This window comes from Cupriavidus sp. GW822-FHT02D05 (assembly GCF_058802485.1).
The window spans coordinates 1-20,821 of record NZ_JBXAOE010000057.1; the positions used below are offsets into that span (position 1 = coordinate 1).

Annotated in this window: 19 protein-coding genes; 14 read left to right on the forward strand and 5 right to left on the reverse strand. The window is 67.3% G+C overall.

Annotated features, from left to right (window positions below; genetic code table 11):
* Positions 1–212 precede the first annotated feature (212 nt).
* The 7 genes from AC1RQK_RS39400 to AC1RQK_RS39430 all read left to right on the forward strand — a co-directional run bounded on the left by AC1RQK_RS39400 (position 213) and on the right by AC1RQK_RS39430 (position 6,345).
* A complete protein-coding gene (locus AC1RQK_RS39400; protein ID WP_492814986.1) occupies positions 213–1,721 on the forward strand; it encodes a sugar ABC transporter ATP-binding protein in 1,509 nt (502 codons plus the stop codon).
* Positions 1,714–2,670: an ABC transporter permease gene (locus AC1RQK_RS39405; RefSeq protein ID WP_492814987.1), complete on the forward strand. Its 957-nt coding sequence runs from the start codon at positions 1,714–1,716 to the stop codon at positions 2,668–2,670. The genes AC1RQK_RS39400 and AC1RQK_RS39405 overlap by 8 nt, the downstream gene beginning before the upstream one ends.
* Complete coding sequence (locus AC1RQK_RS39410) at positions 2,667–3,635, forward strand: ABC transporter permease (RefSeq protein WP_492372863.1); 969 nt, start codon at positions 2,667–2,669, stop codon at positions 3,633–3,635. The genes AC1RQK_RS39405 and AC1RQK_RS39410 overlap by 4 nt, the downstream gene beginning before the upstream one ends.
* Positions 3,636–3,727: 92 nt before the next feature.
* On the forward strand, positions 3,728–4,693 hold the full coding sequence (locus tag AC1RQK_RS39415) for a sugar ABC transporter substrate-binding protein (RefSeq protein WP_492814989.1): 966 nt from the start codon (positions 3,728–3,730) through the stop codon (positions 4,691–4,693).
* Between the two features lie 62 nt (positions 4,694–4,755).
* A complete protein-coding gene (locus tag AC1RQK_RS39420; protein ID WP_492814991.1) occupies positions 4,756–5,643 on the forward strand; it encodes an intradiol ring-cleavage dioxygenase in 888 nt (295 codons plus the stop codon).
* A 5-nt stretch (positions 5,644–5,648) separates the two neighbouring features.
* Entirely contained in the window at positions 5,649–5,951 is a 303-nt protein-coding gene (locus AC1RQK_RS39425; RefSeq protein WP_492372860.1) for a YciI family protein, read from the forward strand.
* 82 nt (positions 5,952–6,033) lie between these two features.
* Complete coding sequence (locus tag AC1RQK_RS39430) at positions 6,034–6,345, forward strand: Dabb family protein (RefSeq protein ID WP_144410011.1); 312 nt, start codon at positions 6,034–6,036, stop codon at positions 6,343–6,345.
* A 52-nt stretch (positions 6,346–6,397) separates the two neighbouring features.
* Here AC1RQK_RS39430 and AC1RQK_RS39435 read toward each other — a convergent pair whose 3' ends face one another.
* Entirely contained in the window at positions 6,398–6,622 is a 225-nt protein-coding gene (locus AC1RQK_RS39435; RefSeq protein WP_492814994.1) for a hypothetical protein, read from the reverse strand.
* Between the two features lie 241 nt (positions 6,623–6,863).
* Positions 6,864–7,289: an ElaB/YgaM/YqjD family protein gene (locus tag AC1RQK_RS39440; protein WP_492372858.1), complete on the reverse strand. Its 426-nt coding sequence runs from the start codon at positions 7,287–7,289 to the stop codon at positions 6,864–6,866.
* A 247-nt stretch (positions 7,290–7,536) separates the two neighbouring features.
* Between AC1RQK_RS39440 and AC1RQK_RS39445 the strand changes: the two genes are divergently transcribed.
* Together AC1RQK_RS39445 and AC1RQK_RS39450 are read left to right on the forward strand one after the other, a co-directional pair.
* Positions 7,537–7,980: a PRC-barrel domain-containing protein gene (locus AC1RQK_RS39445; protein WP_416050540.1), complete on the forward strand. Its 444-nt coding sequence runs from the start codon at positions 7,537–7,539 to the stop codon at positions 7,978–7,980.
* A 335-nt stretch (positions 7,981–8,315) separates the two neighbouring features.
* Positions 8,316–9,878, forward strand: coding sequence for a class I adenylate-forming enzyme family protein (locus AC1RQK_RS39450; RefSeq protein ID WP_492814997.1), 1,563 nt, complete (start codon positions 8,316–8,318; stop codon positions 9,876–9,878).
* A gap of 55 nt (positions 9,879–9,933) precedes the next feature.
* Here the strand turns inward: AC1RQK_RS39450 and AC1RQK_RS39455 are convergent, their stop codons facing one another.
* The gene (locus AC1RQK_RS39455; RefSeq protein ID WP_492814999.1) at positions 9,934–10,881 is read right to left on the reverse strand and encodes a LysR family transcriptional regulator; all 948 of its coding nucleotides are present in this window, start codon (positions 10,879–10,881) and stop codon (positions 9,934–9,936) included.
* A gap of 155 nt (positions 10,882–11,036) precedes the next feature.
* On the opposite strand from AC1RQK_RS39455, the gene AC1RQK_RS39460 reads away from it, so the two are divergent.
* Entirely contained in the window at positions 11,037–12,035 is a 999-nt protein-coding gene (locus tag AC1RQK_RS39460) for a tripartite tricarboxylate transporter substrate binding protein (protein WP_492372855.1), read from the forward strand.
* Positions 12,036–12,077: 42 nt separating this feature from the next.
* Positions 12,078–12,965: an isocitrate lyase/PEP mutase family protein gene (locus AC1RQK_RS39465; RefSeq protein WP_492815001.1), complete on the forward strand. Its 888-nt coding sequence runs from the start codon at positions 12,078–12,080 to the stop codon at positions 12,963–12,965.
* 54 nt (positions 12,966–13,019) lie between these two features.
* On the opposite strand, the gene AC1RQK_RS39470 is transcribed toward AC1RQK_RS39465, so the two are convergent.
* The gene (locus AC1RQK_RS39470) at positions 13,020–14,279 is read right to left on the reverse strand and encodes a serine hydrolase domain-containing protein (protein WP_492815003.1); all 1,260 of its coding nucleotides are present in this window, start codon (positions 14,277–14,279) and stop codon (positions 13,020–13,022) included.
* Positions 14,280–14,467: 188 nt separating this feature from the next.
* Between AC1RQK_RS39470 and imuA the strand changes: the two genes are divergently transcribed.
* The 3 genes from imuA to AC1RQK_RS39485 are packed head-to-tail and all read left to right on the forward strand — an operon-like array spanning position 14,468 to position 20,402.
* On the forward strand, positions 14,468–15,376 hold the full coding sequence (gene imuA / locus AC1RQK_RS39475) for a translesion DNA synthesis-associated protein ImuA (protein WP_492815005.1): 909 nt from the start codon (positions 14,468–14,470) through the stop codon (positions 15,374–15,376).
* Positions 15,309–16,874 (forward strand): Y-family DNA polymerase, encoded by a 1,566-nt coding sequence (locus tag AC1RQK_RS39480; RefSeq protein WP_492815007.1) that lies wholly within the window; start codon positions 15,309–15,311, stop codon positions 16,872–16,874. The genes imuA and AC1RQK_RS39480 overlap by 68 nt, the downstream gene beginning before the upstream one ends.
* 45 nt (positions 16,875–16,919) lie before the next feature.
* The gene (locus AC1RQK_RS39485) at positions 16,920–20,402 is read left to right on the forward strand and encodes an error-prone DNA polymerase (RefSeq protein ID WP_492815009.1); all 3,483 of its coding nucleotides are present in this window, start codon (positions 16,920–16,922) and stop codon (positions 20,400–20,402) included.
* Positions 20,403–20,499: 97 nt separating this feature from the next.
* Here AC1RQK_RS39485 and AC1RQK_RS39490 read toward each other — a convergent pair whose 3' ends face one another.
* Positions 20,500–20,751: a hypothetical protein gene (locus tag AC1RQK_RS39490; RefSeq protein WP_492372849.1), complete on the reverse strand. Its 252-nt coding sequence runs from the start codon at positions 20,749–20,751 to the stop codon at positions 20,500–20,502.
* Positions 20,752–20,821: the final 70 nt, after the last annotated feature.

Below are 20,821 nucleotides of genomic sequence, written 5' to 3' on the forward strand. Positions count from 1 at the left end.
TTGCCTACTTTCTTGGCAAGACAAGAAAGTAGGTCGCCGCCCCGCAGGGGTGGTGAAACTGCAGTTGCCTTTGCCGTCATCAACGTGCCGCCAGCGCCAGGAAGCCACCAACAATACCAACGATACCAACGATAAGAAGGAGACCACATGCATCGACAACTCGCCCCGCACGGCATCGGCATCGGCGCCGGCAAGATCTTCAGGCCCGCATCATGAACGCAATCACCGAAATCACGCCGCTGTTCGAGATGCGCGGCATCTGCAAGAACTTCCCCGGCGTGAAGGCGCTGGACGATGTGTCGTTCGCCATCTACCCCGGCGAGGTGCATATGCTGCTGGGCGAGAACGGCGCCGGCAAGTCGTCGCTGATGAAGGTGCTGTGCGGCGTCTACGTGGCCGATGCCGGCGAGTTCTATCACGACGGCAGCCCGGTGGCGATCACCAGCCCGGCCGATACCATGCGCCTCGGCATCGCGGTGATCTTCCAGGAGTTCTCGCTGGTGCCTTACCTGGACATCGCGCAGAACATTTTCCTGGGCCGCGAGCCGCGCGGGCGTATTCCCGGCTCCGTCGACGCCGCCAGGATGCACGCCGAAGCGCGCCGCATCCTCGATATCCTGGGCATGGAGGTGAGCACCCGCACGCCGGTGCATGCGCTGGGCGTGGCCCAGCAGCAGATGGTGGAGATCGCCAAGGCGCTGTCGCAGAACGCGCGCATCCTGGTGCTGGACGAGCCCACCGCGGCGCTGTCCGACCGCGAGACCGAGAAGCTGTTCGCCGTGATCGCGCGGCTCAAGGCCGATGGCGTGTCGATGATCTATATCTCGCACCGCATGGCGGAGGTCTTTGCGCTGGGCGACCGTATCACCATCCTGCGCGACGGCCGCAAGGTAGGCGCCTGCCTGCCCGGCGACGCCACCCCGGACGAGCTGGTGGCGCGCATGGTCGGGCGCAAGGTCGACATGAGCTACAGCCGCGAGCGCAGCGCGCAACTGGGCGAAGTGGCGCTGGACGTGCGCAACGTCAGCGCGGACAGTGGCATCGCGGATATCAACCTGCAGGTGCGCGCCGGCGAGATCGTGGGCCTGGCCGGGCTGGTGGGCTCGGGCCGCAGCGAGGTGGCGCGCGCCGTGTTTGGCGCGGACCCGATCCAGCAGGGCGAAATCCGCATCTTTGGCAAGCGTCTGGCCGGCGGCCCGGACCGCGCCCGTGAGCTGGGTGCCGCGCTGATTCCGGAAAGCCGAAAATCGGAGGGGCTGGCGCTGATCCGCACGGTGCGCGACAACCTGCTGCTGGCCGGCTTGCGGCGCGCGTTTCCCGCGCGCTGGTATCGCGCAGACAAGGCCGAGGCGCTGGCCGAGCGCGAGATCGCGCGGCTGCGCATTGCCACGCCCGACGGCAACCAGCTGGCGCAGTTCCTCTCCGGCGGCAACCAGCAAAAGATCGTGATCGGCAAATGGCTGGTCGCCGAAGCGAAGCTGTTTATCTTCGACGAGCCCACGCGCGGCATCGACGTCGGCGCCAAGGCCGAGATCTTTGCCCTGATCGACAGCCTGGTGAAGCAGGGCGCCGGCGTGCTGCTGATCAGCTCCGAACTGCCGGAGATCATCAATGTCTGCGACCGCACCTATGTCATGCGCGGCGGGCGCATCGCCGGCGAAGTCGCTCACGCCGAGATGACCGAAGAACGCATTCTGCAACTGGGGATGAACGATGCTTGATACCAACGCACTACCGCGGCCGCTCGGCCTGTCCATCGGCAAGGTGCCCGGATCGGTCTGGGTGCTGCTGCTGCTTTCGCTGGGCTTCAGCGCGACGGGCTCGGGCTTCCTGAGCGTGGAGAACCTGCTGAACATCGGCGCGCAATCCACGATCTTGCTGCTGATCGCCTTGCCGATGACGCTGATCATCATGACCGAAGGGCTGGACCTGTCGATGGGCGCCGTGCTGACGCTATGCGGCGTGGTGCTGGCGATGGTGATGGTGGCCACGGAATCGCTGCCCCTGGCCTTGGGCGCGGCGCTGCTTACCGGGCTGGCGTTCGGGCTGCTCAACGGCGCGCTGGTGTCGTGGCTGGAGATCCCGCCGTTCGTGGCCACGCTCGGCACGCTGGGCGCCGCGCAGGGGCTGGCGCTGGTAGCCACCGATGGCCAGAGCGTGACCGGCATCGGCGAGGCGATTCCGCTGATCTACGCCGGGCAACTGCTGGGCGTGCCGCTCCCGATCTGGATCGCGGTGGTGTTCTACGGCCTGTTCCACTGGCTGCTCTACCACACCCGCTTTGGCGCCTATGTGTTCGCGCTGGGTGGCAACCGGGAGGCGCTCAAGTTTTCCGGCGTGCGCATCAATGTCTATCTGATCGCCGTCTATGCGCTGGGCGGGCTGATGGCCGGCGTGGCCGCGCTGCTGCTCACGGCGCGCATGAATGCCGGGCACCCCACGGCGGCCATCGGGCTGGAGTTCGATGCCATCGCCGCGGTGGCGGTGGGCGGCACCACCTTCGACCGCGGCAACGGCTGGCTGCCCGGCACGGTGCTGGGGGTGCTGGCGGTGGGCGTGCTGCGCAACGGGCTCAACCTGGTGGGCGTGCAGTCGTCGGTGCAGGTGGCGGCCATCGGGCTGCTGGTGCTGGTGGTGCTGCTGATCGAATCGTTCAAGGGGAAAGCATGAACACGGCGACTCTGTTCCCGCCACTCTCGGCGGATGCCCGCTCGTTTGCCTACCGGCTGTTCGCGCTGGGCCTGCTGTGCCTGCTGCTGGCGGTGGCGTCGGACGCGTTCCTGACGCTGGGCAACATCCTCAACGTGCTGCGCCAGGCCAGCCTGCTGTTCCTGCTGGCGTCGGGCGTGACGCTGGTGATCCTGACCGGCGGGCTGGACTTGTCGGTGGGCGCCAACGTGGCCATGTCGGCCTGCGTGGCGGCCACCGTGATGAAGGCCACCGGCTCCACCATGCTCGGCGTGGGCGCGGGGCTGGGCACCGGCGCGCTGATCGGGCTGGCCAACGGCCTGCTGGTGGCCATGCTGCGCATCCCGCCATTCATTGCCACCTACGGCATGTTGTGGGTGCTGCACGGCGTCACCTACTGGTTCATGGCGGGCGAGACCATCCACGGCTTTCCACCAGCGTTTCGGGCGATCGGCAGCGGCTACCTGTGGGGCGTGCCCATCCCGGTTTACCTGATGCTGGCGTTCCTGGTGGCGGGCACCGCCATGTCGCAGAAGACCACCTATGGCCAGGAGATCTACGCCATCGGCGCCAATCCCGTCGCGGCCAGGCTCTCCGGCGTGCCGGTCAAGCGGCGGCTGGTGCTGGTGTACCTGGTGAGCGGCGCCATGGCCGGCATCGCCAGCCTGGTGTTCCTGGCGCGGCTCAACTCGGCCGAAGGCGACATTGGCGAGGCGCTGACGCTGCCCGCCATCGCCGCGGTGCTGATCGGCGGCACCTCGCTGTTCGGCGGGGTGGGCCGGGTCTCCGGCACGCTGGTCGGCGCCATCATCCTCACGCTGGTGCTCAACGGCATGAACCTGCTCACCGTCAGCGCCAACTGGCAGCCGCTGGTGACGGGCGTGATCGTGGTGCTGGCGGTATTCCTGGATACGCTGTCGCGCAAGCGGCTGGGCGTGAAGTCTTAGCTCGACGTCGCCAATCAGGGTCGTCAAACAAGGCCGTCAAACAAGGCCGTCAATTGAGGTGGCAGCTTTTCATTAAAGACAAAGGAGACAACATGAACGTACGTAACCTGAAGCAACTGGCCGGCTTGCTGGCCCTCGGCATCCTGGCCGCGCCGGCCCACGCGGACGGCGAGCGCATCGCGGTGTTCACCAAGAACCAGACCAACCCGTTCTTCCAGGTCGTGCGCCAGGGCGCGGACGCCGCGGCCAAGAGCATGAACGCGCGCGTCACCCACTACATCCCCACCAAGCCGGACAGCATCCCGGAGCAGATGAGCCAGATCGAGGACGTGATCGTCAAGAAGGCCGACGCCATCGTCTTCGTCCCGGTGGACTACAAGGCCATGGGGCCGGGCGTGAAGAAGATCAACGCGGCCAACATCCCGGTAGTCAACGTGACCGACAAGAGCGACGTGGGCAACTTTGTCTCCTTCGTCGGCGCCAGCGACTACGACCTGGGGCTGAAGACCGCCACGCACCTGTTCAAGGCCATGGGCGGCAAGGGCAATGTGGTGCTGCTGGAAGGCATCAAGGGCTCGTTGACCAATATCGACCGCGTCAAAGGCATGCACGACGCGCTCAAGGCCTTCCCCGGCATCAAGCTGGTAGCCTCGCAGCCGGCCAACTACCAACGCCTGCAGGCCCTGCAGGTGATGGAGAACCTGATGCAGTCGTACCCGCAGATCGACGGCATCTTTGCTGCCAACGACGCCATGGCCATCGGCGCCATCGAGGCGCTGCAGGGCGCCAACCGCAAGGCGCTGGTGTCCGGCATCAACGGCACGCAGGAGGCCATCGACGCGATCAAGGCCGGCACCATGCTTGCCACGGGTGACTACAATGGATTTGCCCAGGGTTGCCTGGGCATGACCGCCGCCATCCGCAAGCTGCGCGGCATGCCGGTCACGCAGAGCATCGTGCTGCCGGCCACGGTGGTGGACAAGACCAACTACCAGTCGATCGACATCCCGGTGAGCAAGCGTGTCTGCCCGCGTTGGGAAGATGCCACCAAGGCTTGATCCCGATGTCCGCAAGACCGTCCGTAAGAACGACCACAAGAGACCACAAGAGACCACGCATCATGCGCAACCTAGACGAAGAGACCATCACGCAGGCCGTGCTGGCGCGGCATGCCGACATGCCCAACGGGCGGATGAAGGAGATCATGACCAGCCTGGTCCAGCATCTCCACGCCTTTGCCCGTGAGGTGCATCTCACCGAGGCCGAATGGGCCGAAGGCATCAAGTTCCTGACCGAAGTCGGCCACACCTGCACCGGCAGCCGGCAGGAGTTCATCCTGCTGTCCGACACGCTTGGCCTGTCCACGCTGGTCACCGCGCAGAACCACAAGAAGCCGCGCGGCTGCACCGAGGCCACCGTGTTCGGGCCGTTCTACGTGCACGACGCGCCAGAGTACGAACTGGGCGCCGACGTAGCCAACGGCATGACCGGCGAGCCGTGCTACGTCAGCGGCAAGGTCAAGAGCGTGACGGGCGAGGTGGTGCCGAACGCGCGGCTGGAAGTCTGGCAGGCGGATTCGGAAGGCTTCTACGATGTGCAGCAGGCGGGGCTCGATGGCCACCAGGGCCGCGGCACGCTGACAGCCGACGAGAGCGGCGGTTTTCACTTCAAGTCGATCGTCGCCGAGTGCTACCCGATTCCGCACGACGGCCCGGTGGGCCGCATGCTCGATGCCATGGGCCGCCATCCGTGGCGTCCCGCGCACCTGCACTTCATGATCTCGGCGCCGGGGTTTGAGACGCTCATCACCCATGTGTTCCGCGAGGGCGGCGAATACCTGGATTCCGACGCGGTCTTCGGCGTGCGCAGCTCACTCATCGGGGACTGGGTGCGGCACGAAGCCGGCACCGCCCCGGATGGCACGCCATCGGCCACGCCTTTTTACACGCTGGATTTCGATTTCATTCTCAACCCGGTACCGGCAGCGCCGGCGCCGTCCCGGAGGTAGGCCTCATGCTGTTCGTATTCCATCTTCTCGACAAGCCCGGCACCGGTGAACTGCGCACCCGCGTGCGCCCGGAGCACAAGGTCTATCTCGGCGCCAAGGCCGACAGCATCGCCTTTGCGGGCCCGCTGCTGGCCGAGGACGGCACCACCATGGCCGGCAGCCTGCTGGTGATCGATTTTCCGTCGCTCGCCGAGGCCAAGGCGTGGCTGGCCGGCGAGCCCTTCACGCAGGCCGGCGTCTATGGGCAGTCGACCGTGCATGGTTTTAGCAACTTGTGGCCGCAGAAGGCCGGTTTCCCGCCGGCCTGACGTTGGCGTCAAGAACTTCAAGGTCATCAAGAACATCAGGAAAATCAGCCAAGATCCGCCAGGATCGGCAAAGGGAGAAATCGTGTCCATCGTCAAACACATCGTGATGTGGAACCTGCGCGGAGAAACCGAAGTCGACAAGCAAGACGCCGTGGCGCGGCTCAAGCTTGCGTTCGAAGGGCTTCGCGGCCGGATCCCCGGAATGCGCCATCTGGAAGTCGGCGTGGACTCGAGCAAGGTCAACTACGCCTGCGACGTGGTCCTGTATTCCGAGTTCGAATCGCAGACGGCGCTGGAGGGATACGCCACCCACCCGGAGCACCTGCGGGTGAAGGAGGAGCTGGGTGATTTGCGCATTGCACGGCACCAGGTGGACTATGAGCCGTCTGCGTGAATGGCATAAAGCGTGACATAGAGCGTCACGTAAGGCGGGGAACCGGAGGCGGTTAGGCGCTGCGCGCCGCCGTCCCCTGGTTAACCGGCGGGAATACGCACCACGAGCCGTCGCCGTGGCGGAAGAAGAACAGCATGTCGGCCTCGCGTTTCACGCCGACATAAGGCACCCGGCCGGTACACATCCTGCCGAAGCGCGCAACGCGCACCGGACGGCCCTCGGCAGGGCCAATCCATTTGGCCACGATCGCATGCAGGTTGGTGGTGTCTGATTGCATTTCCGCTCTCCCGGTTCCGTTAGCCATTCGCCGTTCGCCGTTAGCTGCTTTCGGGGCTGGGCCCTTGATTCCATGCTAGGTGGGAGCGGGGCGCGGCGAAGTCGGAAAGACGGTAAATGCGCATCGGCGGACGAGGAATCCGGCGTCAGCAATTGGCTTACAAACGCAGGCGCGGCGGCAGCACAGGGCTGCCCGGCCTCGCCAGGAAGCCGGTGCGCGCCTGTGTCCGCCTTGGTGCGCTTCAGTCTCGATCCCGGCCAGCACTGCGGGACATCAGCAGGCCCAGGATGATGCCTACGCCAACCGCCATGCCCATGGACCGCAGCGGCTGCGCCTTGACATAAGCCGCGGTGTCCTCCGCGCGCTGCGTGATCTGCTGGCGCACGTTGTCCGAGATGCCCTTGGCCGCCTCCTTGGTCGTGGCCATCTTGTGCAGGAAGTCCTGTTTGGCCTCTTCCATTGCGGCGGCTGACAGGGAAGGCAGGCGGGCGATCAACTCGTCCAGCTCCCGCTTGAGGCCGGAAGCTTCGTCCCGCGCGACAGCGCCGATCTGCCGGCCGGCGGATTTGGTGGCATCCAGCACGTTCGAGGTTGCCGTGCCAACCTTGCCGGCGATACGCGAGGCTTCGTCCTGCGCCGACGATTGTCCATTGCCAATGGTTTCCATGTGGGTTCTCCTGAAGTGTGTTTGGGGGCAGGGTCCAGGCGCAGTTTTCGTGCCATGCGGCAACGGACGCTCGTTGCGGCAACAGCGCGGGTCAGCACCGGTCAGCACGGGTCGGAACGGAAAGAAAGTTACCGGCTTTTGTAATTCTTCCCGTGATGCCAAAGCCCACGCCGCGACGCCGCCTGCCCCAACGGCTTGGCACGTTCGTTGCGCGCTCTCTGGCACCACCCTTTTTCAGGAGACGAACATGGGACAACTCAATCCCGGCATGCCTGCCGGCAGCAGGGGCGCGGCCATTGTCGGCCGCGGTGTGGGCGATGGCCCGGGCCCCGATGTCATGGGCGCATCGACGCTCGACGGCAACAAGGTCTATTCCTCGGACGGCGAACATGTCGGCAAGATCTCCGAAATCATGCTCGACGTGCGCGGTGGCCGCATTGCGTACGCGGTGCTTACCAGCGGAGGCTTCCTCGGCATGGGCGACACGCTGCACGCCATTCCCTGGGGCGCGCTGACCCTGGACACCGACGAAAAGTGCTTCCGCATCGGCGTGACCGCGCAACGCATCAAGGATGCCCCGGGTTTCGACAAGGACAGCTGGCCGGCCATGGCGGATCCTCAATGGGGCACCACGCTGCATGAGTACTATGGCCGCAACCCCTACTGGATCGGGGAAGGCGGGCCGCTTTGAGCCAGGTTGCAGGCTGAAATGACCTGCGTAGTTGCCTGCGTAGTTGCCTGCGTAGTTGCCTGCGTAGTTGCCTGCGTAGTTGCCTGCGTAGTTGCCTCGTAGTTGCTTCGTAGTTACCTCGTGGTTACCTCGTGGTTACCTGTTAGTGCGGGCTGTCCCACCGGTGTGGGGCAGCCTTGCCGTGTCCATGCGAAAATCTACCCCGGCCTGCGGCAATACCGACAGGCCCACGGGATGAACGCCGCTGCCCCGGACGTTCAAGACGATAGATTCGCGCGCGAAGGCGGTCCCCCGGACCTGTTGATCGCGACGCCAAATGGAGACAGGACTTTCCTATGGGCATCACAGAACTTCTGACGCAGCCGATTGGCAACCTCGCGGACTGCGTCCGCCTGCACGCCGCAGAGCGGCCCGGGCATGTCGCGGTCGTCGACAGCCGCGGCTCGCTGACCTACGCCGAATTCGACGCGCTGGCCGACCGCGTCGCCGCCGCCTTGCAACGCGACGGCCTGCAGCCGGGCGCCTCGCTCGCCATCTGCGCGGCAGCGTCCATCGAGTACGCCGCCATCCTGATCGGCGGCCTGCGCGCCGGCGTTGCCCTGGTGCCGCTCGCCCCGTCCTCCACGCCGGCAAGCCTGGCCGGCATGGTCGAAGACTCCGACGCCCGGGTGTTCTTTGTCGACGCGGATGTCCTGCGCGAGATCGCGCCGGTGAAGGATCGTATCCAGGCCCGCCTTATCGGGCTGGCCGACGCCCCCGCCGGCCTCGCGTTCGAAGCCTGGCTGGCCCCGCACGGCAGCCGCCCGCAAGCGCATGCCATCGCGCCGCAACAGGTGTTCAACATCATCTATTCCTCGGGCACGACCGGCACGCCCAAGGGCATCGTGCACGCCCACGCCCTGCGCTGGAACCAGATCCGCCGTGTCCAGGAATCCGGCGGCTACGGCCCCGACGCCGTCACGCTGATCTCCACGCCGCTGTACTCCAACACCACGCTGGTGAGCTTCATCCCCACGCTGGCGCTCGGCGGCACCGCCGTGCTGATGCCCAAGTTCGACGCGCAGCGCTATCTGCAACTGGCCGCGCAGCACCGCGTCACGCACAGCATGCTGGTGCCGGTGCAATACCAGCGCCTGATGGCGCGCGCGGACTTCGGTGACTACGACCTGTCGTCGTACCGGATGAAGTTCTCCACCAGCGCGCCGCTTTCCGCCGCGCTGAAGGCAGAAATCCTCAAGCGCTGGCCCGGCGGCCTGGTGGAGTACTACGGCATGACCGAAGGCGGCGGCAGCTGCGTGCTGGCCGCGCACGAGTTCCCCAGCAAGCTCCACACCGTGGGCAAGCCCATGGAAGGCCATGACATCCGCCTGATCGACGACGACGGCAATGAAGTGCCCGTGGGCGAGATCGGCGAAGTCGTCGGCCATTCCAACGCCATCATGGCCGGCTACCACAAGCAACCGGAGAAGACGACCGCGGCCGAATGGCGCGACGCCACCGGCAAGCTCTTTATCCGCACCGGCGACGTTGGCCGCTTCGACGAAGACGGCTTCCTCACGCTGATGGACCGCAAGAAGGACATGATCATCAGCGGCGGATTCAACATCTATCCCAGCGATCTCGAAGGGATCCTGCAGCAGCATCCGGACGTGCTGGATTGCGCGGTGGTTGGCGTGCCCTCGCAGCGATGGGGCGAAACGCCGGTGGCCTTTGTGGTTCGGCGCGATGGTGCCACGGTGTCTGATGATGCCTTGATGGCCTGGACCAACGAGCAGGTTGGCAAGACGCAGCGGCTTGCCGTGCTGGAACTGGTGGATGTGCTGCCGCGCAGTGCGATCGGGAAGGTGCTCAAGCGGGAACTGCGGGACGGGTTCCGGCCCGGACGGCCGCTGGACTGAGGCGGGGGCGGGGCGCGCGCGCTTGGCTGGCGCGCCCCTGTCGCCAGCGATCGCGCTACTTTTGCCGTGCGCCCGGCCCTTGCTTTCTCGCTTTCCCAGCTTCCGGCCATAACGGCGAGCTCACGGAGAAATCCGCCTCGTCCATCGTGATCGCCTTCAGCGACCGGACCACGGCACGCGTGTCCCCCGTGCGCCACTGGAAATAGTAGGACAGGTTGTGCGGCGCCGGCGTGCTCGTCAGCGCCGCCAGCTTGCCGGCGCGCACAAACGGCTCCACATAGGACTGCGGGAACAAGCTGATCCCCACGCCCGCCATCACCATGGCAATCAGGGCCGACAGGCTGTTGCAAACCAGCGCCCTGGGAATCTCCAGCTTCTGCTCCGCCGCCCATTTCTCGAAGGCCTGCGTCAGGCCCGCTTCCGCGCTGAGCATGATCACCGGATGCTCGGTGAAGTGCCGGGGCGTGAGGACGGTGCCGCCAGCCAGCCGCTGTGGCGCCGCCATCCACTTGTACGCCAGCTCGCCGACCTTCTCCTGCGACAGGTTGGGCGAGGTGCAGGGGCCTGGAATGATCGCGAAGTCCAGCTCGCCGCGCTCCAGCTTGCGCTCCAGGTTGAGCGTCAGGTCCACCTGTGGCTCCAGCACCAGGTTCGGGTGCAGTTCGCGCACCCGCGCGACCAGGCTCGGAAACCAGGTGGACGCCACCAGCTCGCTGATGCCGAAGCGGCAGCTCCCGCGCAGCGCGCGTGCCATGTCCAGGTCCGCGCGGATGCGGCTTTCGATGTCGAGGATCTGGGCGGCATGCTCAAGCAGGCGCTCGCCCGCGTCGGTGATCACCGAGCGTTGCCCGGTACGGTCGAACAAGGCTTTTCCCAGATCGTCTTCCAGCTCGGCGATGCGCTTTGACAGCGACGACTGCGTGACATGCAGCCGCGCGGCGGCGACAGAAAAACTGCCGAGTTTTGCGGCCCAGTAGAACGCTTCCAGCTGCTTGAGTGTCATGGCGATGCCTTGGCCCGGCAGTGCGTTTGATGCCCGGCTCGCGTGCGGTCATTCCAAAATCTCACCGGGGGACGTGAGGATTTGTCGCTTTCTTCCCGCGCGGGAGGTACGTATCGTCTGGCCATTGTCAATATCGGCTGGGAGAGGGAAAGATCATGCGGCACGGGCTCAAGGCATGCAAGGCGCATCACGCAATCCACACGCTGGGCGCGTTGCTTCTGTTCGCAACGGGCCTGGCGGCGACGCCGGCCAGGGCGGAATGGCCCAGCGATCATCCCATCCAGGTCTATGTCGGGTTTGCCGCCGGCGGCGGCACCGATACCATGGCGCGCACGATGGCGCCGTTCATCCAGCGCTACCTTGGCGCAAACGCCAGCCTGGTGGTGCAGAACAAGCCCGGCGCCGCCGGCGAGATCTCCAGCCTCAGCCTGATGCGCGCGGCGCCGGACGGCTACACCGTTGGCGTGGTCAACCTGCCGGCCATGGCGTTCTCGCCGCTGTACCGGAAGACCAGCTTCGATCCGGCCGCGCTGCGGCTGGTCGCCCGGGTGCTGAGCGACCCGACCATCCTGGTGACGCGCAAGGATAGCCCGTACAACAACCTGAAGGATGTGGTGGCGGCGTTGAAGAAGAAGCCGGCGTCGCTGTCTTTCGGTCACAACGGGGTCGGGACGAACGGGCACCTGGCGCTACTGCAATTGCAGAACGTGGCGGGCGTCAAGGTCACCGACATCCCCTATAACGGGACGGCGCAATCCAAGACGGCTTTGTTTGGCGGGCATATCGATTTTGCGGCGGTCACCACGGGCGAGCTGCAGGATGCGGGCAAGGAGGCCGTGCCGCTGAAGATTATCGCGCAGATGGGGGAGACGCGAGCCGCTTCGCTGCCCGACGTGCCCACGGCCCGGGAGCAAGGCTTTGACGACGTGATGCCGGCCGAGCGGGGGATCGCGGTGCCCGCGGGCGTGCCGCCAGCCATCGTGGAGAAGCTGCGCGCGGCCATCCGGGCGACCCTCAAGGATCCGGAGTACCTGAAGAAGGCCGGCAACGATGCGCCGGTGCTGGCCTACCTGCCGGGAGACGACTGGGCCCGGGAAATCGCCGCGCGCAAGCCCATGATGCGCAAGCTGGCCGACGGCATGCCCAAGGAGTGACCATCCCCATGATTTCCCACCCATCCTCGCGATCCTAAGTCCATGCCACGTATTGCCCCGGTTCAAAAGACCGCATCCCTGCGCACGCTGCTGCAACGGGAATCGTTCGTCGTGGCGCCTGCCGTCCACGATATCTTCAGCCTGCGGCTGGTGGAGCAGGCGGGTTACCAGAGCGCCTGCATCAGCGGCGCCATGCTGTCGTACAGCCTGCTGGGCGTGCCGGACATCGGCCTGCTCACGCTGACGGAATGCGTGGAGCACTGCCGGCGGCTGACCCGCGCCTCATCCATTCCCATCACCGCCGATGCGGACGCCGGCTATGGCAACCCGCGCGGTGTCCACTACGCCGTGCAACTGTTCGAGGAAGCCGGCGCGGCCGGCCTGAACATCGAGGACCAGGTGGTGCCAAGGCGCTGGGGCTCGGCGGCGGCCAAGGACGTGGTGCCGCTTGGCGAGATGCTCGCCAAGATCGACGCCGCGCAGCGCGCCAGGCGCGACAGCAACTTCATGATCATTGCCCGCACGGACGCATTTGCCTGCGAAACCACCGAGCAGGTCATCCTCCGGGCAAGGGCGTATCAGGCGGCGGGCGCCGATATGCTGCTGCCCATTGCGCCGCGCACCGAGGACGATATCGCCCGGCTGGTGCGCGCGCTGGATATCCCGGTGACGCTGAGCGCCGGGACCGGGCTGGCGCCAAGCCCGTCGGCCGCGAATGTTTCGCTGGAGCGGCTGCGCGAACTGGGGGTTCGCCGGGTCAGCCTGACCACGTTGTTGCCGGGCGCGGCGGTAGCCGGGATGCGGCGCAGCCTGGATGCCGTGCGGGGGGCGGGCAGCGATGACGGGATGGCGGCCGCGGGGACGGCGAGCCTTGGGGCGCTGTTTGATGTGGCGGAGCAGATGGCTTTTGAAGATGCCCTGCTGCATTGACCGGGTCCGTGACAACGGTCGACCCAAGGCGCACACCCGGGGCAATCCACGTTTCTACCAGTCGCCATAGGCCGATACGATGCCACGCAGCAGCGCATCGCGTTCCGCGCCAAGGTGGGCGCCGCTCGCGTCGCTCGCGTCGCCCGCGGCATCCTTGCCGACCGCGGTATGCACCACCACCAGGTTCAATGCGGGATCTACGAAGATGGCCTGCCCGTAGACACCCAGAAGGGCAAAGCGGCGGTGACTGCCGGGCAGGATCCAGGTCTGCAGGCCATAACCGTAGTAGGTGCTGCCGTGGTACTGCATGTGCCCTGGCCGAAATGCTTCGGGTTGCCGTGTTGCGTCCGTCATCGCGAGCAGGTGGTCACGTGATACCACGGCAGTGCCCCTCACCAGCCCATCGGTTGCCATCATCAAGCCCAGGCGGGCGTAGTCGTGCAGCGTGGCGTTGAAGGCGCCTTGCGCGAACACGTCCTGGTCGGCCGGGTTCACCAGCCAGGTCGCCTGCGCCTGGGCGCCGATCGGCTTCCATAGCTTCTCATCGACGTAGTCACAGAGCGTGCGGCGCGTGGCGCCGCGCAACACCAGCCCCAGGATCTGGGTCTGGGCCCCGGCATAGTTGAAGCGCTGCCCTTCGGGATCGCTGCGCGCCGTGATCAGCCGGGCGGCCTGAGCAACCCCAACCCGGCGCACGGCATCGTTGAACCTGGCCCGATCGTCGTGCTCCGAGTAGTCCTCGATAAACCGTGCGCCCGAGGACATGCGCATCAGATTCACGATTCGGGTCTGTCCGTACAGCGTGTCCTTGAGTTGGGGCGCATAGGTCTCGGCGGTGTCATCCAGCGAGCGGATGAAGCCCTCTTCCTGCGCCTTGACGATCGCCAGCGCGGTAATCGTCTTGGCCATCGAGTTGGAGAGCATCCGCATGTCGGCGCTGCGCATGTAGTTGTAGCGTTCCGCGACAATCTCGCCGTCCTTCACGACCAGAAGTCCAGTGGCACGCTGTCGCTGCATGTAGTCGTCCAGTGTCAGCTGGCGGCCACGAAAGCGGTAACTGAACGGCGTCTCGATGGCGGCCTTCTTCAGCGCAAGCGGATCGTCTGCCGGAGCGAGCGCACAGGCCGGATTGAAGCTGTCCATCGCGCTGAACGAACCGACGAGATAGGGCTCCGTGTAGGCTTGCTTCAGGCTGCGAGCCGGTGGATAGCCCTCGGCCCTGCCCAGGGATTCTTCGTCGGGAGCGGCAGCGCTTGCGCTGACGGCGAGCAAGGCAATCAGCGGGAAGCAGAGCAGGCGAGCGATCGTCATCATGGCGGGAAGGCATTGCGATGGCAGCATATTCTCATGCCACCGATGCGGCACGGCGCCGCTAACCATGATCAATTTCCATCGCTCGGCGTCCCCACCGCTTCACCCTTGCGCGCATCCGTGGTACTGTATAAACATACAGTACTCGGAAACTTCCTGTCAGTCCCCCCGGACTGAGCCGCACGCATCACATGATCGCCGAACTCTTTCCCCTATCGCCCGATACATCGGGCGATTCGCCTTTGGCGCAGCAGCCCGTGGCCGACCGGCAGGGGGCGCTGGACGCACTGGAGCAACGCTATCCCGGCCTGTGGCGGGCGGGGCAGCTTGGCCATCTGGGCCGGGCGGGCAGCGTGCCGGCCTTGCCGACCGGCCATGACGCGCTCTCGGCCGAGTTGCCCGGCGGTGGCTGGCCGGTGGGCGCGCTCACAGAGCTGCTGCTGGCCGACCCCGGCGTGGGCGAGTTGCGGCTGCTGCGCCCGGCCTTGCTGGCGCTGGCCGCGGCGCAGCGCCGGATGGCGCTGATCGGGCCGCCGCACCAGCCCAATGCAACGTGCTTGGCCGAATGGGGTTTGCCGGCGCGCCAGTTGTACTGGGTGCGCCCGCCCGCTGGCGCGGGCCGGGCCGCGGCGCAGGCGGATGTGCTGTGGGCGGCGGAGCAGATGCTGCGCAGCCAGGCCTTTGGCGGGGTGATGGTGTGGCTGCCCACGGCGCGTCCCGAGGCGCTGCGGCGCTTGCAGGTGCTGGCGCAGGCAGGAGACGCCGTGGTGTGGGCGTGCCGGCCGGCCAGCGTGCTGCGCGAGTCGTCGCCGGCGGTGCTGCGGCTGCTGTTGTCGCCGGCGCCGGGCAATGCCGTGTCGGTCACGTTCCACAAACGGCGCGGCCCGGTGCGCGATACGCCGCTGGTGCTGCCGCTGGGCGAGATGGTGGCGGTGCCGGCCATGGCCACGCCGCCTGCGGCGCCGCCGGCCCCGTCGATGCCGGTCCCCCTGAATGCCCCGGTTTCCCAAGCCGTTGCGGGAGAGCAAGCCCATGTCGTACTGGATCGCGGTGCATCTGCCGCGCCTGTCGCTGGACGCGCTGCAGCCGAACTGGCCTGAGCCCGCCGCGCCCCGCGCCTGCGCTGGCCTGCTGCACCACAGCGTGCCGGTGGCGGTGATGGAGCGCGAGCGGGTGGTGCTGGCCAACGGCCCGGCGGTGGCGCTGGGGGTGCAGGCGGGGATGCGGCGGGGCGGCGTGCAGGCGTTGTCGGCGCAGGTGGTGCAACTGCAGCGCGAGCCGGCGGCCGAGGCGCAGGTGATGACGGCGCTGGCGCTGGCGTTGCTGCATTTCACGCCGCATGTCACGGTGCATCCCGATGCCGGGGTGGCTACCGTGATGATCGATGCCGGGGCCAGCCTGCGGTTGTTTGGCGGCCATCTTGCGTTGTGCCGGGCGGTGTATGCGCGGGTGCGGCGGCTGGGGGTGTTCCTGCAGCTGGGCTGCGGGCCGACGGCCTTCGGGGCGGCGTGGCTGGCGGCGCAGCCGCTGCGGCGGGATCGCCGGGGCGGGCTGGTGCGTCCGGCGCGGCGCGCGGTGGGGCCGCAGCGCATGGCGCGGCTGCTGGACCGGCTGCCGGTGGGCATGTTGCAAGGGCTGGCGGACGATGGCTGGCTCGATGGCATCGGCTGCCGGACCGTGGGCGAGGTGCGGGGCCTGCCGCGTGCCGGCCTGCGGCGCCGGCTGGGGCCGGACCTGCTGGCGCGGCTGGACCAGGCCTATGGCGAGGTGCCGGTGCGCTTTACGTGGTTCAGCGCGCCCGCGACCTTCTCGCAGCGCATGGAGCTGCCAGGCCGGACCGAATCCGTGCAGGGCGTGATGGCGGGCGCGCAGCGTTTGCTGCTGGCGCTGGCCGGCTGGCTGGCCCTGCAGCAGGCGGGCGTGACGCATCTTGTGCTGCGGCTGGAGCATGAGCGCTACCGGCTGGGCGCCGAGACGCAGGCAACGCCGGTGACGATCAGCCTGGCGCAGCCCAGCCGCGATCCGGCGCATTTGTCCAAGCTGTTGCAGGAGCGGCTGGACAAGGTGCAGTTCCGCGTGCCGGCGGTGAGCCTGCTGCTGGTGGTGGAGTCGGTCCAGGCCTGCGTGGCGCAGAGCGATGCGCTGTTTCCCGAGCCGGGCGGCACGCCGGCGGAGCTGGGCCGCGTGCTCGATACGCTGATGGCGCGCCTGGGCCGGGAGAACGTGCTGCAACCGCAGCCGCTGGCCGACCACCGGCCCGAGCGCGCCAACCGCTGGTGCCCGGTGGATGAGATGCCTGCGCGCGCGCCGCGCGAGCCGCAGCGTGCCCCGGCGGGCATGCCGGAGCGTCCGCTGTGGCTGATGGCGCAACCCGTGGCACTGACTGTGCAGCGCCATCGGCCTTGTCACGGCGGGCCATTGACGTTGCTCTCGCGGCCGGAGCGCATCGAATCCGGCTGGTGGGACGGCGCGTTGGCCACGCGCGATTACTTCGTTGCGCAACGGGCGGACGGGCTGCGTTGCTGGGTCTATCGCCAGCGCCCCGGGCGTGAGGAAAGCGGCGAGTACCGCTGGTTCCTGCATGGCTTGTTTGCCTGAGTGTTTGCCCGAGTGTTTGCCCGAGCGTTTGCCTGAATCCTTGCCATGTCGAGCCAGCCAGCCAACCCTTCATTCTCCGCTTTGCCGCCGGCGCTTTCCGCGCTGCTGCCGGCGTTGCCCGACTATGTGGAGCTGCATTGCATCTCCAATTTCACCTTCCTGGACGGGTCGTCGCATCCGGTCGAGCTGATCGAGCGCGCGTTTGCGCTCGGCTACCGCGGCCTGGCGCTGACCGACGAATGCTCGGTGGCGGGCACGGCCCGCGCGCACCATGCGCTGAAGGACCTGCGCGAACGCACCCGCGATGCGGCCGAGCGCAGCGCGGCGCGGTTGGCCGCCGGGCTGCAGGAGGATGAGGACGAGGCAGCGGAGGAGCCGGAGGAGGGCGGCGACGAAGACGGCGAACATCAAGGGGATGGCGAATGCCCCGCCGCGCCGGACGCCACTGCCACCGGGAGCGCCGATGAAGCCTTGCAGGCCCGCCTGCGCCGGCATGATCGCCTGCTTGCCCTGGCCCGTGCCGCGCAGGATTTCCGCCTGCTGGTCGGCAGCCGCTTCACGCTCACCGACCACGCGGGCCGGCCCGTGCTGCGGCTGGTGCTGCTGGCGCAAAATCGCGAAGGCTTTGGCAACCTGAGCGAGTTGATCACGCTGGGCCGCACGCGCGTGCAAAAGGGCGCCTACGCGCTGCATCCCGACGACATCGCCGCGCCGCAGCCGGACCAGGCCCACCTGCGCGGCATGCCCGATTGCCTGGCGCTGCTGCTGCCTTCGTATTGCCCGGACCCCGGCGAGCTGCTGGGGCAAGCCCAATGGATGCGGCAGACGTTTGGCGAGCGCGGCTGGATCGCGCTCGAGCAATTGCAGGGCTATGCCGATGCCACGCACCGGCTGCGTCTGGAGCAGGCCGCCGCGCTGACCGGCGTGCCCCTGGCGGCATCCGGCGCGGTGACCATGCATGTGCGCTCGCGCAAGCCGCTGTCGGACGTGCTGAGCGCGATCCGCGTGGGCCAGCCCCTGGCCGAATGCGGCATGGCGCTGGCGCCCAATGCCGAGCAGCACCTGCGCATGCGCCAGCGCTTGTCGCGCCTGTACCCGCGCGAGGCGCTGGCGCAGACGTTGCGGGTTGCCGCCATGTGCGACTTCTCGCTGGCGTCGCTGCGCTACGAGTACCCGGAGGAACTGGTGCCCCCGGGCGAGACGCCATTCAGCTACCTGCGCCGCGAGACCATGAAAGGCGTGCTGCGGCGCTTCCCCAAAGGGCTCAAGCCCAAATGGCGCAAGCAGCTGAAGGAGGAGCTCGCGCTGATCCGCGAAAAGCAGTACGAGCCGTTCTTCCTCACCGTGCACGACATCGTGCGCTTTGCCCGCGGCCGCGGCATCCTGTGCCAGGGCCGCGGCTCGGCAGCCAATTCGCTGGTCTGCTATTGCCTGTTCATCACCGAGGTCGATCCCAAGGATGCCAACCTGCTGTTCGGCCGTTTTCTCTCGCGCGAGCGCGACGAGCCGCCGGACATCGATGTGGACTTCGAGCACCAGCGGCGCGAAGAAGTCATCCAGTACATCTACGAGAAATACGGCCGCCACCGCGCCGCGCTGGCGGCGTCGCTGATCACCTATCGCTCGCGCAGCGCGCTGCGCGACGTGGGCCGGGCGCTGGGCATCGATGCCAGCGTGATCGAGCAGGTGGTCAAGGGGCAGGCATGGTGGGATGGCGGCAAGACCTTCCTGGAGCGCATTTCGCAGTATGGGCTGGACCCGGACGCGCCGGCGGTGCGGCAGTGGGCCAGCCTGACCACGCAACTGCGCGGCTTTCCGCGCCATTTGTCGCAGCACGTGGGTGGCTTTGTGATTGCGCGGCACAAGCTGTCGCGGCTGGTGCCGATAGAGAACGCGGCCATGGAAAACCGCAGCGTGATCCAGTGGGACAAAGACGACCTGGAATCGCTGGGCCTCTTGAAGGTGGACGTGCTGGCGCTTGGCATGCTCTCGGCCATCCGCCGCGCGCTGACGATGATCCCCACGCGCTCGGGCGCGCCGTACCGGATGGAAGACGTGCCCAAGGACGATCCGCAAACCTACGACATGATCTGCGCCGCCGACACCATCGGCGTGTTCCAGGTGGAGTCGCGTGCGCAGCAGTCGATGCTGCCGCGCCTCTTGCCGCGCAAGTATTACGACCTGGTGGTGGAAGTGGCCATCGTGCGGCCCGGCCCGATCCAGGGCGGCATGGTGCATCCCTACCTGAAGCGGCGCGAGCAGGTGCGGCGCACCGGCAAGCCGCCGGCGTACCACAACGACGTCATCGAGAAGGTGCTGGGCCGCACGCTGGGTGTGCCGATCTTCCAGGAGCAGGTGATGCAACTGGCCATCGACGCCGCCGGTTTTACGCCGGGGCAGGCCGACCAGCTGCGCCGCTCCATGGCGGCGTGGCGGCGCAAGGGCGACCTGAAACAGCACCAGGATGCGCTGGTCAGGGCGCTCACCCGCAACAAGTACCCGGAGGCTTTTGCGCTGGCCATCTGCAAGCAGATCGAAGGGTTTGGCGAATACGGCTTCCCGGAAAGCCATGCCGCCAGCTTCGCCAAGCTGGTCTATATCAGCGCGTGGATCAAGTGCCACCATCCGGCGGCCTTCTTGTGCGCGCTGCTCAACAGCCAGCCGATGGGGTTTTACTCGGCGTCGCAACTCGTGCAGGATGCGCGCCGGCACCACGTGCGCACGTATCCGGTGGATGTGACGGTGAGCGGCTGGGAAAGCACGCTGGAGCATGCGGCCAGCGGTGCGCCAGCGCGCGCGCGCCAGCGCGCCCAGCCGGCGGTGCGGCTTGGCCTGAACCGCGTGAACGGCATGCGCGAGGCGGCGGCCGGGCGGATCGAACTGGCCCGCGCCGAGGCGCCGTTCGCCAGCGTGGAAGACCTGGTGCTGCGCGCGCGGCTGGACCGGCACGACATCGACGCGCTGGCCGCCGCAGATGCGCTGGCCAGCCTCGCCGGGCATCGCCGCCAGGCGCGCTGGCAGGCGCGCGCCGCGGCGCTGCAGGCCGCGCATCACGACCTGCTCTATGAGGCGCCGCCGCCCGAGGGCGAGCTATCGCTGCCCGCGCCGCGCCTGGGCGAGGATGTGGCGGCCGATTACGCCAGCACGGGCCTGTCGCTCAAGTCGCATCCGCTGGCGCTGCTGCGGCCGCGGCTGGCCGCGATGCATTACGCCACGGCGCAGGATTTGTCCTGCTGCGGCAACAACCGGCAGGTGCGTGCCTGCGGCATCGTCACGGTGCGGCAGCGGCCATCCACGGCCGGCGGCACCATCTTTACCTCGATCGAGGACGAGACCGGCGCCATCAACGTGATCCTGTGGCCGGACCTGATCGAGCGCCAGCGCAAGGAAGTGCTGGGCGCGAAGCTGCTGGGGGTGATCGGCACGTGGCAGCGCCAGGGCGAGGTCAGGCATCTGGTGGCGCAGGAACTGGTGGACCTGAGCCCGCTGCTGGGCCGCCTGATGGTGTCCAGCCGCGATTTTCACTAGGGCGCGATTGGGGCGCGATTGGGGCGCGATTGGGGCGCGATTGGGCCGTGAGCGGGCCGTGAGTGAGGCGCGATTGGGGCGTGATTACGTAACCGCGTTACTGCGCGGGCGCCTCGTGCCCGCGCGCTTCGCTACGCCGTGCCCGGTTCATCTCCCCCTGCCAGCCGACCGCGCGCAGCAGCGCGTAGCCGTGCTCGGTGATGCGCGGGCACCAGCGGTCGGCCGCGCATTCTTCCAGCGACACGAGGCCGCGTTCGAGCAGTGCTTCCAGGTCCACGGGATCGAGTTCCAGTCGATCCTGTACATCGTGGACCAGCAGCAAGGTGGCAAATTCGTGGGGGCTTAACATCGCCATCTCCTGGGGTTGAACATCCTGATTGCTCGGCCTGCCTGGGGCAGAACCGACTACGGAAAGACAG

Excerpts from the sequence above, each read along its gene's own strand:
- AC1RQK_RS39400 (WP_492814986.1), top strand. The coding sequence starts at position 213 with ATGAACGCAATCACCGAAATCACGCCGCTGTTCGAGATGCGCGGCATC.
- AC1RQK_RS39405 (WP_492814987.1), top strand. The coding sequence starts at position 1,714 with ATGCTTGATACCAACGCACTACCGCGGCCGCTCGGCCTGTCCATCGGC.
- AC1RQK_RS39410 (WP_492372863.1), top strand. The coding sequence starts at position 2,667 with ATGAACACGGCGACTCTGTTCCCGCCACTCTCGGCGGATGCCCGCTCG.
- AC1RQK_RS39415 (WP_492814989.1), top strand. The coding sequence starts at position 3,728 with ATGAACGTACGTAACCTGAAGCAACTGGCCGGCTTGCTGGCCCTCGGC.
- AC1RQK_RS39420 (WP_492814991.1), top strand. The coding sequence starts at position 4,756 with ATGCGCAACCTAGACGAAGAGACCATCACGCAGGCCGTGCTGGCGCGG.
- AC1RQK_RS39425 (WP_492372860.1), top strand. The coding sequence starts at position 5,649 with ATGCTGTTCGTATTCCATCTTCTCGACAAGCCCGGCACCGGTGAACTG.
- AC1RQK_RS39435 (WP_492814994.1), bottom strand. The coding sequence starts at position 6,622 with ATGCAATCAGACACCACCAACCTGCATGCGATCGTGGCCAAATGGATT.
- AC1RQK_RS39440 (WP_492372858.1), bottom strand. The coding sequence starts at position 7,289 with ATGGAAACCATTGGCAATGGACAATCGTCGGCGCAGGACGAAGCCTCG.
- AC1RQK_RS39445 (WP_416050540.1), top strand. The coding sequence starts at position 7,537 with ATGGGACAACTCAATCCCGGCATGCCTGCCGGCAGCAGGGGCGCGGCC.
- AC1RQK_RS39450 (WP_492814997.1), top strand. The coding sequence starts at position 8,316 with ATGGGCATCACAGAACTTCTGACGCAGCCGATTGGCAACCTCGCGGAC.
- AC1RQK_RS39455 (WP_492814999.1), bottom strand. The coding sequence starts at position 10,881 with ATGACACTCAAGCAGCTGGAAGCGTTCTACTGGGCCGCAAAACTCGGC.
- AC1RQK_RS39460 (WP_492372855.1), top strand. The coding sequence starts at position 11,037 with ATGCGGCACGGGCTCAAGGCATGCAAGGCGCATCACGCAATCCACACG.
- AC1RQK_RS39465 (WP_492815001.1), top strand. The coding sequence starts at position 12,078 with ATGCCACGTATTGCCCCGGTTCAAAAGACCGCATCCCTGCGCACGCTG.
- AC1RQK_RS39470 (WP_492815003.1), bottom strand. The coding sequence starts at position 14,279 with ATGATGACGATCGCTCGCCTGCTCTGCTTCCCGCTGATTGCCTTGCTC.
- imuA (WP_492815005.1), top strand. The coding sequence starts at position 14,468 with ATGATCGCCGAACTCTTTCCCCTATCGCCCGATACATCGGGCGATTCG.
- AC1RQK_RS39480 (WP_492815007.1), top strand. The coding sequence starts at position 15,309 with ATGTCGTACTGGATCGCGGTGCATCTGCCGCGCCTGTCGCTGGACGCG.
- AC1RQK_RS39485 (WP_492815009.1), top strand. The coding sequence starts at position 16,920 with ATGTCGAGCCAGCCAGCCAACCCTTCATTCTCCGCTTTGCCGCCGGCG.
- AC1RQK_RS39490 (WP_492372849.1), bottom strand. The coding sequence starts at position 20,751 with ATGTTAAGCCCCCACGAATTTGCCACCTTGCTGCTGGTCCACGATGTA.